This is a genomic window from Paenibacillus sp. MT86, from assembly GCF_058792535.1.
Map to the genome: position 1 here is coordinate 4,205,273 of NZ_CM179499.1, position 12,960 is coordinate 4,218,232.

Annotated in this window: 9 protein-coding genes; all 9 read right to left on the minus strand. The window is 54.0% G+C overall.

What is annotated here, in order from left to right:
* Positions 1 to 23: 23 nt before the first annotated feature.
* Entirely contained in the window at positions 24 to 2,711 is a 2,688-nt protein-coding gene (locus tag AC3RCL_RS18610) for a transglycosylase domain-containing protein (protein WP_492531272.1), read from the minus strand.
* 188 nt (positions 2,712 to 2,899) lie between these two features.
* Positions 2,900 to 3,139, minus strand: coding sequence for an RNA chaperone Hfq (gene hfq / locus AC3RCL_RS18615; protein WP_009590863.1), 240 nt, complete (start codon positions 3,137 to 3,139; stop codon positions 2,900 to 2,902).
* Positions 3,140 to 3,192: 53 nt separating this feature from the next.
* A complete protein-coding gene (gene miaA / locus AC3RCL_RS18620) occupies positions 3,193 to 4,140 on the minus strand; it encodes a tRNA (adenosine(37)-N6)-dimethylallyltransferase MiaA (protein ID WP_492531274.1) in 948 nt (315 codons plus the stop codon).
* Positions 4,130 to 4,909 (minus strand): class I SAM-dependent methyltransferase, encoded by a 780-nt coding sequence (locus AC3RCL_RS18625; protein WP_015734657.1) that lies wholly within the window; start codon positions 4,907 to 4,909, stop codon positions 4,130 to 4,132. The genes miaA and AC3RCL_RS18625 overlap by 11 nt, the downstream gene beginning before the upstream one ends.
* A 17-nt stretch (positions 4,910 to 4,926) precedes the next feature.
* Positions 4,927 to 6,909, minus strand: a complete 1,983-nt coding sequence (gene mutL, locus AC3RCL_RS18630) for a DNA mismatch repair endonuclease MutL (RefSeq protein WP_492531277.1) — start codon at positions 6,907 to 6,909, stop codon at positions 4,927 to 4,929.
* 38 nt (positions 6,910 to 6,947) lie between these two features.
* On the minus strand, positions 6,948 to 9,719 hold the full coding sequence (gene mutS, locus AC3RCL_RS18635; RefSeq protein WP_492531279.1) for a DNA mismatch repair protein MutS: 2,772 nt from the start codon (positions 9,717 to 9,719) through the stop codon (positions 6,948 to 6,950).
* Positions 9,720 to 9,780: 61 nt separating this feature from the next.
* A complete protein-coding gene (locus tag AC3RCL_RS18640; protein ID WP_492531281.1) occupies positions 9,781 to 11,046 on the minus strand; it encodes a putative amidoligase domain-containing protein in 1,266 nt (421 codons plus the stop codon).
* Between the two features lie 106 nt (positions 11,047 to 11,152).
* The gene (locus AC3RCL_RS18645) at positions 11,153 to 11,713 is read right to left on the minus strand and encodes an outer spore coat protein CotE (RefSeq protein WP_015734653.1); all 561 of its coding nucleotides are present in this window, start codon (positions 11,711 to 11,713) and stop codon (positions 11,153 to 11,155) included.
* Positions 11,714 to 11,841: 128 nt separating this feature from the next.
* On the minus strand, positions 11,842 to 12,822 hold the full coding sequence (locus AC3RCL_RS18650) for an aromatic acid exporter family protein (RefSeq protein ID WP_192572413.1): 981 nt from the start codon (positions 12,820 to 12,822) through the stop codon (positions 11,842 to 11,844).
* Positions 12,823 to 12,960 lie beyond the last annotated feature (138 nt).

Genomic DNA, 12,960 nt, shown 5'->3' on the forward strand with positions numbered 1-12,960 from the left:
ACATGCGGAGGCTTCCGAATTTATTATGGGCTGTCTTGGGACTGGTCAGGCGCGTTCGCCGGATCCGACGGATCCACGATCGTTCCCGGAACCGTAGGGATATTGCCGCTATCCGTGTCGGTTCCTCCCGTGCCACCGTCACCGGAGCTCGTTCCATCTCCTGAGCCATCCGTTCCGTCGCCGGGATTTTGGCCATCCTGACCATTCCCAGCTCCGTTTCCATTGTCAGGCGGAGTCGTTCCGTTTCCGTTTCCGTTTCCGTTTCCGTTTCCATTCCCATGGCCTTCGCCATTGCCCGGTTCGCCCGAACCGTTGCCGTTGCCGTTACCATTCCCATTGCCGTTACCATTCTCATTACCCGGTATCTCGTTTCCTTCCCCGTTCTCACCATTATCCACCGGTGGCGGTTCTTGAGTGTCTCCCGGATCGGGTTCCAGATCCTCAGGCGGCAATTCCTCGGAAACAGCCACGATCTGCAAAATGTTCGAAGGTTCCGATTCATCGCCGGTTGATGGATCGAAGGCCGTTACGTAATAATCGTATGTCAATCCTTCCATCGCACTCATATCCTCAATGGAGGTTCCACCCAAAGAATCGAGGATGCGCGTGTACTCGGACTCGGACGTTTCCTTACGGTATATGCGGTACTGAACATTGCCTTGAACCGGATTCCAGCTCAGTGATACGGTCTGGGTCTCCCCGTTATAAGAGCCCGTCAAACCGCTGACTGCGCTTAATGCCGGTTCTTCTACAGGCGGCTGTACCGGCTCGACATTCGGGAAATTCTTGGCTTCATAGCCTTGAACCGCCTTCTCCATCACTTTGCCCCATAAGGAAGCAGAGATCGAGCTGCTTCGCTTCAGCAGATGCTGGCGGTCAGGATTATCGTAACCCATCCATACAGCTGCCGTTAATTCCGGCGTATAGCCGACAAACCATACGTCGCGGTTCGAGCTGACGCCCTTGTAGCCGCTCTGCGTGGTTCCCGTCTTACCGGCTACCGGACGGCTGATCCGGGCATTCTTACCCGTTCCGTCCTCTACGACGCGGCGCATCATGTCCGTCATTTGCGAAGCCGTCGTCTCGCTCATCACGCGCTTCCCTTTGCTGCCTTTGTTCTCATGCACAACCTTGCCTTTGTTGTCTTTAATTTGTTTGATCGCAAATGCCTCTTTGAATTCTCCGCCATTGGCAAAAGCGCTGAAAGCTTGAGCCATCTCAAAGGTGTTCGTACCGGTATCCATGCCGCCGAGGGCCAAGGATAGGTTCGCATCCCCTTCGGACATCTTGATGCCGAGACTTTGGGCGAAATCAAATCCGGTTTTCACGCCGATTTGGTTCAACAGCCATACGGCCGGGATGTTCTCGGAACGCTGAATCGCTTCCGGCATGCCGATCGTCTCCGAGTAACCGTGCAGGTTATTCGGACAGTAATTGCTGCCGAAACACTGCTTTTTGTTGCTGAGTCTCGAATCCTTCGTAAATTTGCCGGATTCGAGCGCCGGTGCGTAGGATACAATCGGCTTCAAAGCGGAGCCCGGCTGACGACGGCTGTCGGTAGCCCGGCTGAACCCGCCGCGCGTATACTCCCGACCGCCGACCATGGCGACGATCCCGCCGGTCTCTTGGTTAATGATGACCATGGAGCCTTCAACCTGCACGTCATCGGGACTTTCTTCGAAGTTGGCCGGATTATTGAATTCCTCTTCCATGGCCGTCTGGGCATTCACGTCCATCGTGGTATAAATCTGATAACCGCCAATGTTAACGTCATCCTCGGTAAGGCCCCACTTCTCTTCGGCCTCTTCCATGACATAATCGATAAACGCCGTATACTTCTGTTGTCTTTCAGGCGGCGTATAGGCATAGTCCACCTTCTTGGCTTCCGCTGCCTCTTCGGCCGTGATATATCCCTGTTGTTCCATCAGGGTAAGGACGACCGCGCGCCGCTCTTTGGAAAGGTCGGGATTCTTGAGCGGATTATAGCGGGACGGCCCTTTGGGCATTGCCGCAAGCGTCGCCATTTCCCATAAATCCAGCTTGTTCAGATCCGACTTGCCGAAATAACGCTCGGATGCGGCTTTGATGCCGTAATAAGGTCCGCCGAAGTTAATCCGGTTCAAATACATCTCGATAATTTCTTGTTTGCTGTGCTGACGCTCAAGCGCCAGCGCGATCGACATTTCAGTCGCCTTACGGAAGAATGTTTTGTCCCGGGTCAGGAATATATTCTTCGCCAGCTGCTGCGTGATCGTGCTTCCGCCTTCCACCATGGACCGGGCCATGATATCCTTGACGGCTGCACGGCCGATCGACCACATGTCTACGCCGTTATGCTCCATGAACCGTTTATCTTCAGTTGCAATGAATGCTTGTATCAATTTCTCCGGAATATCCTCGTACTTCACGGGATCGCTCTTCTGCAGGGACAACTCGCCCATCAGCGTTCCGTTGCGGTCATAAACTTTGGAAGTACCGTAAGCGGTCAATTTATCCTGATTCTGTTCCAGCAGCTTTTCTCCGCTGATCAGGATGAACAAATAACCTGCAAGCGCGCAGAAGATCGCAATGACGGCCGTGAAAAACAGCGCCCATGCAATTCGCTTTCCCTTGCCCTTTTTCTTCTTCGCATTCGGTTTCGTGGTTTTGGACGTCTTCGAGTTGTCTTTGTTTTTATTCAACCGAGACATCTGATTATCTTTTCCAGCCATTTGTCCCCCTCCTTACTCCCTTGCGGGATCAAACCTTCTGACTCTCGAGTGGTGCCTCGGAAAGAAAAGAACAACCTTCTCAGGTTGCTCTCTGCACTCCTTATAAGCTAAACGAATTATAAACCAAAAAGTTTCAAATTAATCAAAGGCGGTATGATTTTTTGCTCTCTATGAATCCATTCTAAAATCTATTGTTCGCTGTTGTTATCCTGCATCAGGGACACATTACGCTGCGGCATGAACGTGGAGATAGCATGCTTGTACACCATTTGCTGACGGCCGTCGCTGTCAATCACGATGGTAAAATTGTCAAAAGCTTTGATCGTTCCACGGATCTGAAAGCCGTTTGTAAGGTATACCGTGGCCGGAATGTTCTCTTTGCGCAGTTGGTTCAAGAACGTGTCTTGGATGTTAATGGACTTGTTCATTAGCCGTACCCCCAATGGTTCAATTAGATTGTTTTGAAAATATATTCAAGATTTCAGTGAAACTTTCCTGCTATTATAGCACGGATTTTTTGATAGTTAGCAGAAAAATTTCCCGAGTCGGTGACGTCTACCCACTCGATGTCCTTCATGTGGCGAAACCAAGATAGCTGCCGCTTAGCGAAACGGCGCGTATCGCGCTTAAGCAGCACGACGGCCTCCTCGTAGCTGAACTCCCCTTTAAGGTACGACACGATTTCCTTGTAACCCAGCCCTTGCATGGATACAAGCCCCGGAGCGAACCCTTTGTCCATGAGCGCCGCCACCTCATCGACAAGTCCTTGGCTCAGCATAAGGTCAATTCGCTCTTCAATACGGTTATATAGCATTTGCCTGTCCATTGTCAAACCGACCAAGCATAAGTCATAGGGAGACTGCTTGGTTTGAGGCGCCAGCTGGGCCGAAAGTGGGATGCCGGTCACATGCAATACTTCCAAAGCACGAACGACCCGGCGTAGGTCGTTAGGGTGAAGCCGCTCGGCAGTTTCAGGATCGGCTTCTGCCAATTTCTGATGGAGAGCCTCTGCTCCATGTTCATTGGCGAAGCGGAACTGCTCCTCCCGAAAAACTTCATCCGCTCCGGTCTCGCTGAACTGATAACCGTAGCATACCGACTCTACGTAAAGCCCGGTTCCGCCAACGATGAACGGAAGCTTCCCCCGTTCCGTGATCTCGGCGATCAACCGCTGGCATTGCTCTTGAAATTCGGCTACCGAGTACGGGTGATCAGGTTCGTGAATGTCAATGAGATGGTGGGGGACGCCTTCCATTTCCTCCTCGGAAATTTTGGCCGTGCCAATATCCATGCCCCTGTATACCTGCATCGAATCGCCGGATATAATCTCACATCCGAATTCCTTCGCAATTTCAATGCTCATTTTGGTTTTGCCTACCGCTGTCGGTCCGATGAGAACCAGCAGCTTCGGTTTGGTTTCATCTGTCAATGGAAATCACTCCGTACGTTATTTTGGATTTTCCCCGTTCAGGCAGTGCAAAGCCGAGCCGCTCGAATTCTCCGCTGGACCGCGCTTCCTTCATGACGACGGTTTTGCGCGCGACCCTGATCGCTTCCCTCACGCTTTCCGCATCCAAAGGCTCGCCGTTAGCATAATGCCTTAACGGGTTGATGGAAGCCGAGTCGGTGATCGGTTCGCGGAACATCGGGTCAAAATAGACAATGTCGACGCTTTGGTCCGGCAGCGATTTCAAATAATCCAGGTGATGGCTGTGCCTGACCTCGATTCGCCGCATCGCCTGATCGCTGGCTTCCAGATGGCTTTCATAGGTCCGTAGCCCCTCTTTCAGCAGCGCAAACAAAGGCAGCGAGCTTTCCAGGGCGGTGATCCGGCTGTTCGCCCCTCCCTTGCCCGAGAATACCAGGGAGTCGGCTCCAAGGCCCGCCGTGCAATCCAGCACGGAGTCCCCTTCCTCCATCCCCGATGCCTCCAGCATGGGATCGGGTTTTCCGTTCAGCACCCGCTTCAATCGGACAAAGCCCATGCTCGGGTGAAATTCCATGACAGAGCCGCCAGGTCCGCTCAAACGCACATGTCCGTTCAGTACCACCAGTACGTCGTCGTCCCCGAACCTGCGGGCTAATTTTCGCAATGAATGGCCGCCGCGCTGGACGTAACGGCAGCCGGTTTCCTGGGCTAAACGTTTGGCGCGCTCGACGATGTCCGGCGCTTCCGCTTCTCCAGTTGTAATGATCATGAAGGTCCTCCTTGCTGTTACATGACGCGTTTAAACATTTTCTCCAAATCGTATGCCGAGAACGAAACCACGATCGGTCGTCCGTGCGGACAGGTGTAAGGCTGCCGGCAGGCGCCCAAACGCTGGATCAACGTCATCGCCTCCTGCTCCGTCAGCTTCTGGTTGGCTTTGATGGAAGCCTTGCACGAACACATGATCGATGAGGTTTCTCTCAGCTTGGCTATATCGATATTGCGCTCATTCAGCACCCATTCGGCCATCTCTTCGATGATGGCCTTCTCTTCGCCTTTAGGGAACCAGAAGGGGTGCGAACGGACCAGGAAGGTATGGCCGCCAAAAAACTCCATATAAACGCCGACCTTCTCGAACCAATGCAGCCGTTCTTTTACCTTCTCCGATTCCGAGGGCGTGAATTCCAGCGTGATCGGCAGGAGCAGCTCCTGCGAGGCGTCCGCCGGGTTGCCGAACTGCTCGTAGTAATACTCGTAGTTAATCCGCTCATGCGCGGCATGCTGATCGATCAGATACAGACCGGTATCATTCTGCGCAATGAGATAGGTGCCGTGATGCTGGCCGATAAGCGTTAGCTCCGGAAAAGGCGGAATTTCGGGAGCCGGCCCTGAAACGGCCTGCAGCCACTCCTTCGTCACGGCAGGGATTCCCGCACCTCCCCTGGCCTCATTGCGGTAATCGCTCCGATACGAAGACGAAGCGGCCGTCTCACGCATCTGCGAAGCTGCGGCTGTTTCTGCTGTTCCGTCCCCGTAAGAACGCTTGATACCGGTTGGAGACGGTGCAAGGGTCTGCTTATCAGGCCACGCTGCAGGCGGCGTTGGAAGCGGCGTGTTTCCTCCCGCGGATCGCTCGTTGCTGCCTGGGATCTCAAGATCCCGATCCTGCCCGCCGCGGGCCGCTCCGACATGGCCCTGCGCCTGTGGAAATGACAGCTGTTCCTGGATATAAGCATTGTCGCTTTTGCCGATATTCTGTTTGGCCGGACGCGGAATGAGGATTTCCTGCTGCAGCACCTTGCGGACCTCTTCCTCCACGAAAGCGAACAGCTCCTGCTCTTTGCTGAACCGCACCTCCAGCTTGGAAGGATGCACATTCACATCGATCAACGAAGGATGCATGGACAGCTGAATGACGACGAGCGGAAACCGGTTGATCGGCAGCAGCGTATGATAACCTCTCAATATCGCCTGCATTAAGCCGTAGTTCCGGATATACCGCCCGTTTATGATGAGCGACATGCCGTTCCGGTTGGCCCGGGTATAGTCCGGACGGCTGATATACCCGCTTAACGTATAGTCCATATTCTCGGCTTCGAACGGCAGCATGGCTTTGGCCGATTGGGTGCCGTATACGGCCGCTATGACCTGAAGGGCATCGCCGTTGCCCAGCGTCTGCAGCAGCGAGTTCCCGTTATGCCGAAGCGTAAAAGCGATATCCGGCCGGGAAAGCGCCAAGCGGTACATATAATCGGATATATGCCCTAATTCGGTCTGGATCGTTTTCATATATTTCAGCCTTGCCGGCGTATTGTAAAACAATTCCTTCACGAGGAAATCCGTTCCTCTGGGCGCGGCCGTCTCTTCGTTCACTCGCAGATGGCCGCCTTCGATTTCGATTTTCCGTCCGCGGCCATCCTGGGCATTGGACGTAACCAGGCGCACCTTCGAGACGGCTGCTATGGACGGCAGGGCTTCCCCCCGGAAACCAAGGCTGGTGATCTGAAACAGATCCCGGCCCTCGGCAATTTTGCTTGTCGCATGGCGATAAAAAGCCGTCTCGCAATCCTCCGGATCAATGCCCGCGCCGTTATCCGTCACGCGAATGCTGTCCAGTCCGCCCTCTTCGACCGAGACGTCGATCTTGGTGCTCCCGGCATCAATGGCGTTCTCGACCAGCTCCTTGACAACGGAGGCAGGCCGTTCCACCACCTCGCCGGCAGCAATCTGGTTTGCAATATGCTCGTCCAAAATCCGAATAATCCCCATTGTTCCTACCTCCGTTCCTTTTCATTCCCATGCAGACATCATATATCCTTCGCTTGAAGCTTCAGGTCATTCAGGAACTGCATCGCCTGAAGCGGCGTCATGTTCATGACGTCGGCAACTTTGACGGCATCTATGATGCTCTTAACAGCAGGATCGTGAACAGCTTCTTGCGGAGAAGAGTGCTGATCCTTGCCCATCTTGGCGTTCCGGGATTCAGGCACTTCCTCCTCGCCGAAAATGGAGAGCTGCACCACGCCGCCTTTCGGGTCTGCTCCGTTCAGGCTGCCGGCATACGGCATCGTCTCTTCACGGAATTCGTGCAAAGCTTCCGGACCGCTGCGTCTCACATCCAAAGAGACATCGGACGCCGGCTCCTTCCGATGGACCGCGATCCCTTGCTCCGATGCCACTGCGGCCAGGGAAGCCATCTCCAGGCCCTGCAGCAGCCCATAAGCGCGATCAATGATACTGCCGGGCAAACCTGCCAGTCTGGCACAATAAATGCCATAGCTGCTGTCCGCCGCGCCAGGGATCAGCTTGCGGAGAAAATGCACCTTGTCGCCGCTTTCCTGAACCGCCATGGAATAATTCTTAAGCCCGCCAAGGCTCTCCTGAAGGTGAGCCAGCTCATGGAAATGGGTCGATACCAATGCCTTGCAGCCGATATGATCATGCACGTATTCAATCACGGCTTGCGCAATGGCCATGCCTTCACTCGTGGACGTACCGCGCCCAAGCTCATCAATGATGATCAGGCTGCGTGGCGTCGCTTTTTCCGTCATCACCTGGATATCCGCCATTTCCACCATGAAGGTGCTCTGACCGCCGATCAGGTCGTCGGCGGCGCCGATGCGAGTAAAGATCCGGTCGACCAGCGGGATAACCGCCCGCTCCGCCGGGACAAAGCAGCCCATCTGCGCCAAAATGGATAATAGAGCCACCTGGCGCATGTACGTGCTTTTGCCGGCCATATTCGGACCCGTTATGAGCAGGATCGAAGATCCGTCCTTGCGTAAATCCGTTCCGTTGGCGATAAACGACGAATCCTTCATGACGGCTTCCACCACTGGATGACGGCCGCCTTCAACGATATAATCATAGCCCTCGCTCAGCTCCGGCTTGACGAACCGGTACTCCGCGCTGACGGCAGCCAGCGACTGATAGACGTCAATCTCGGCGATGCGTTCGGCGAGTTTCTGCAGCCGGCTCACTTGGGTATTCAGCTTATCCCTCAGCTCGGTAAAGAGCGCATACTCCAGATCCACCATTTTCTCCTGGGCTTCCAGGATCAGTCCTTCTTTCTCCTTCAGTTCGGGCGTGACGTAACGCTCCGCGTTGGCCAGCGTCTGCTTGCGCTCATAGCGGCCTTCCGGCAGGGATGACAGATTGGATTTGGTGACCTCGATATAATAACCGAACACCTTGTTATAACCGATCTTCAAAGACTTGATCCCGGTAGCGGCACGTTCCTTGGCCTCCAGCTCGGCGATCCAGCGTTTGCCGCTGGTGCTCGCTTCCCGAAACTCATCCAGCCGTTCGTGGTACCCCGGCTTGATGATTCCTCCGTCGCGCACAGACACCGGCGGCTCATCCACAATCGCATTCTCGATCAGTTCGCACAGATCGTCGCAAACATCGGTATCCGCTGCCACGCGCCGCAGCGTCTCGGAAGGCGACTGGGCACACAGCTCCTTCAGGGAAGGAATTTGCCGCAATGACAGCTTGAGCGCATTCAAATCGCGTCCGTTCGCGCTGCCGAACGCGATCCGGCCGACCAGCCGCTCCAAATCGTAAATCTCTTTCAGCGCCATCCGCAAATCTTCGCGCAGTATGTACTGGTTATACAAATGCTCGACGGCCTCCAGCCGCTCCTCGATCCGGCTTCGGGACAGCAGCGGTTTATCGATTCTCCGCCGCAGGAGTCTGGCTCCCATGGAGGTTTCCGTACGATCCAGAAGCCATAGGAGCGAGCCTTTCTTCGAGCGTTCACGAACCGTCTCGACCAGCTCCAGATTCCGCCTCGTGAACGGATCCAGAACCATGTATTGTCCCGGCTCGTAGGAAGCGATTTGAGTCAGCTGCCCCAGCGACCGTTTCTGCGTCTCGCTTAAATACGAGATGAGCAGGGATACGCAGGCTCTTCTCTCCTCTTCGAGGCGGGCCCATGCCGCTTCTCCGAATTGGGTCCGAACCAATGCGTCTTCTCTTCGATCCCAGGCCGTATATACGATATTTCGGCTGCCCGGCAGCGCCTGCGATGAGATGATCCCAAGCAGCGATGCATCCCCGATAATTTCGGAAGGCTCATAAATGCCAATCTCGTCCCTCAGCCATTCCTCCGATGAAGGCACCGACGTCACATAGAGCTCACCGGTGGACAAATCGCATGCGGATAAGGACATGAAGCCGCCCGCTTCCGTTACGCACACCATGTAATTGTTCGATTTGTCGTGAACGACCTTGCCGTCCATGATGGTCCCCGGCGTGACGACCCTGACGATTTCCCGCCGCACCATGCCTTTGGTGACCGAAGCATCCTCCATCTGTTCGCAGATGGCGACTTTGTACCCCTTTTCAATCAACCGTTGGATATAACCTTCAGCGGAATGATAAGGAACCCCGCACATCGGTATTTTCTCTGCACCGCCGCCTTCGCGGCCGGTCAGCGTAATCTCCAATTCCTTCGACGCAAGGATCGCGTCATCGAAAAACATTTCGTAAAAATCGCCCAAGCGGAAAAAAAGAAACGCATCGCGCGCTTGTTCTTTGACTTTCAAATATTGTTCAATCATCGGCGTATATTTAGCCATGACGTACCTCCATTACCTTTCTAGCTTGACCTCCATTATAACAGAAATTGACCGTAAGGCATCACGGCTTGGTTGGAATATTCCACAGCGGCCGGATATCCCTGCTCTCATCCCAGGTTCGCCCCGTCTCCATGTGCGCTACAGCCCGTTCGATTTCACGGGCAAAATCCGGGTACTCCGGCAGTGCCGACAGATCCCTGTGCCAGCCTGCAATACACTCTTTGAGCACGGATTTATCGCCTTCGTAATAGGCACGGTGATACCGTTCGGTGTTTAACGGCCTCCCCGGCAGGCGATCGCTGTAGCGGGCAGCCAGGTAAGCAACGCCAAGCGACACCTTCGCGACGAGCGGCGAGACGAGGAAGCTGGGCAGCGTACGGTATTCAAACCCGCCGTAAGGCTGCCTACGGAAATCCCCAAGGAAACCGTAACGGGGCCTCCGCAGACGCCCGTTGGGGTCTTCGAGAAGCGCCAGCGGCAGAGCCACATAATTATCCAGGGTCTGAAGAAGAGACAGGGACAGCGGCACGCCGCTGAAGTGAATATGGCCTCCCAGCGGAAAATCGCCATAAGGCAGGGCGCCTGCCTTCCATGCCAGTGAACGATCCTGAATCAGGAGATGAGCTTCGCGCAGAGCTTTTTGCATTTCAAGCAGCAATTCCTTCGGATTCGCCTTGGGCGACGGCCTGAGCTCGGCAATAGGATAAATCACCTCGCCCCGTAAACGAACGGCATCGCTTCCGACCGTCCCGCCGCGTTCCATAAATTCGGATGCAAACACGATGTCTCCGTTATCCTTCATCAGGACAAACTCCGGATCCATGCCCATGAGTAACGATGAAACAAGAGAAGAATCGCCTTCTTCGTTGTTAGCAGGGTACCCTTCCGTCCGCCGTGACCCCTGACCCTTGGCACTCATTACGGCTTTGCTGCGGTCAGCTGGCATGCGGACATCCTCCACTACGTATCTTCGACCTGGGAGGGCCGTAATGATGACCTCCCCTTCATCGACGCCCAGCGTGTACAGCGACCGCAGAGCCGCTTTCTCCAATCTTCGATGCAGTCCATCTTCATATCTTCCGCTCTCGGGATCGGGCATGAACGCCGCTTCGCTGCCGCCCATCTGATGTTGGCGGATCTTGGCTGCAGCCAGCCGGTCGACATGCACCGCGTACCTGGCGGCGTAACGTTTCTCCTCGACTGAACCCGAATTCAATCCACACGGAATCCCGGATCGGATCAACCGTGCTTGCGCCATGAGCAAAGCAGATCCATGAAGCGACACATGTTTTTTTTCGACCGCCGGTCGTACGATCATTCTAACCATCCCCATTCCCCCTGCAAATAAAAATAAAAAAGAGGGCATCCGCCCTCCGCAAAGCTGCCCTCGCTGCATATGCTAAGATTATAATCATTCCTACAGGAGGGTTAACTTACAGTTCATCCTCCAGACCTTCGTAATCTTCGTAATCATCGACGTCGTCTCCCAGGACGTAGTCGAATTCTTTGTCTTCGTAGTCGCCGTGAGGGTAGCTGCATACTTTGACAACGACCTTCGTTTCGGCTACCAGTTCCACCGCATACTCTCTCTCTACCCGCAGAATGACGCTCGTGCCATTCGAGGATACGCTGGCCTCGACGCAGCTCGGCTCCTGCGTCGCTTCAGCCGAAACCTCCACCGTGGATGCACGATGCTTCGGATCCAGATAGGAAAGAGGCACGCGTTCTACATACGATACCGTTTCTTTCGCCACATCGGTCTGCGAATTTTTGTCATAGGAATACCAGATGTTTACATCGTAAGTACCAATAACTTCAATTCCGTCTCCGGCGGCAACCGCCTCGTACTGATGGTTTATAATCCAAGCCCCCAAAATACTGGTCGGATTATTAGGCGGAGTCACGGTATGTGTTACGGTAGAGAACTTACGACCCTTGCCGCAGATCGCCTTCGTGATGATTTCTCTACATTGGTGTTTATGACTCAATGACATCTTCGAACCTCCTCCATACAATCATTCCATACATGTGTATGCAAGACATGGGCGAATGTTGAATGAAGTGGTCCAAATAAATTCATATGATGCTAAAAATATCAGATTTATTTTTGAAAATCGCTAAGCTATACGGCCGAATCCGCGCGCTTCTGCGGTTTTTTCGCCGTGGGCGCTTTATACTTTTTGGAGATATTCAAATAGTATTCCAGCTCGTGGCAGAGCTGCAATATCGCAGAGCGGACCTCGAATTCCTCGCGGGTCGTCGGGAGCTCCATCTCCTTGAACCTGTCCTCCAGCTCAATCAGCAGACCTTCGGACTTCCCCGTATAGCCTTCGGCAACGACATCCTGGCTTAACTGATCGAAAATTTCAGCCGTCAGCACGCCGTGCGGAAGCCGCTCGTACACCTGGGAGATCTGATGCATCATGCTCTGGATATTCTCCATCTGTTCCTTACGCATATAAAAATAGATGTTCCAGGAGCCGTCCGGATGAATCATCTGGTTCTCCGAAGCCCGCTTTGCTTCCTCTATCCCTTTTTCGATCTGCCGATTGGCCTCGATCAGCTCTTTTCCGTCCCATATATGTTCGGGGTTTCGAAGCGTCAGCGAGAAATGATGGAAAATGACGGAGAAAAGCCCATCCACCTTGCGGCGGATCTCCATCATCGCCCCCTCGCTGTTCGGCATATAAACCAGGTTCACGAGCATAGCCGACCCGAGGCCGATAATCAGGAGTTCGATTTGCGTGAGCAATATGCCGAGTCCGATCTCTTCCCCCTGAAACACCCGAAACACCACAACCGAACTGGTCACGATGCCTTCCTTGAAATTAGCCCTCGATATCGCGGGAAATGCAAGCAATATGTACAAGGCCAGCACCCAGTAATGAAAACCGAGAAAATAAAATAAAATGCACGCCAGTACAAGTCCCAGCAATGACGCAAAAAATCGGGACGATATGGAGCGCACGCTCCGTTTGCGCGTAACGTCAACGCCGAGTATAGCAAGAAGACCGGCGGACGTAGCCCCCGGTATGTTCAAAGCATCTGTAATTAAAATGGCAAGCAGGCTGGCCGCTGCTGTTTTGATGACACGAAATCCCATGTGATGAAGAGCCTCCAGGCGAGTTGTTGATGGCTATATCTGCTTCTTTATCATGTTAGCCGCATATATAAGGTATCTTCATCCTAGCTTATTTTTATGCCGTTAACAACCATGCCTGACGCCGCAGGTGATGCCTGC

Coding starts and splice junctions, on each gene's coding strand:
- AC3RCL_RS18645 (WP_015734653.1), bottom strand. CDS start 11,713: ATGTCATTGAGTCATAAACACCAATGTAGAGAAATCATCACGAAGGCG.
- AC3RCL_RS18650 (WP_192572413.1), bottom strand. CDS start 12,822: ATGGGATTTCGTGTCATCAAAACAGCAGCGGCCAGCCTGCTTGCCATT.
- AC3RCL_RS18625 (WP_015734657.1), bottom strand. CDS start 4,909: ATGATCATTACAACTGGAGAAGCGGAAGCGCCGGACATCGTCGAGCGC.
- AC3RCL_RS18640 (WP_492531281.1), bottom strand. CDS start 11,046: ATGGTTAGAATGATCGTACGACCGGCGGTCGAAAAAAAACATGTGTCG.
- AC3RCL_RS18610 (WP_492531272.1), bottom strand. CDS start 2,711: ATGGCTGGAAAAGATAATCAGATGTCTCGGTTGAATAAAAACAAAGAC.
- hfq (WP_009590863.1), bottom strand. CDS start 3,139: ATGAACAAGTCCATTAACATCCAAGACACGTTCTTGAACCAACTGCGC.
- mutL (WP_492531277.1), bottom strand. CDS start 6,909: ATGGGGATTATTCGGATTTTGGACGAGCATATTGCAAACCAGATTGCT.
- mutS (WP_492531279.1), bottom strand. CDS start 9,719: ATGGCTAAATATACGCCGATGATTGAACAATATTTGAAAGTCAAAGAA.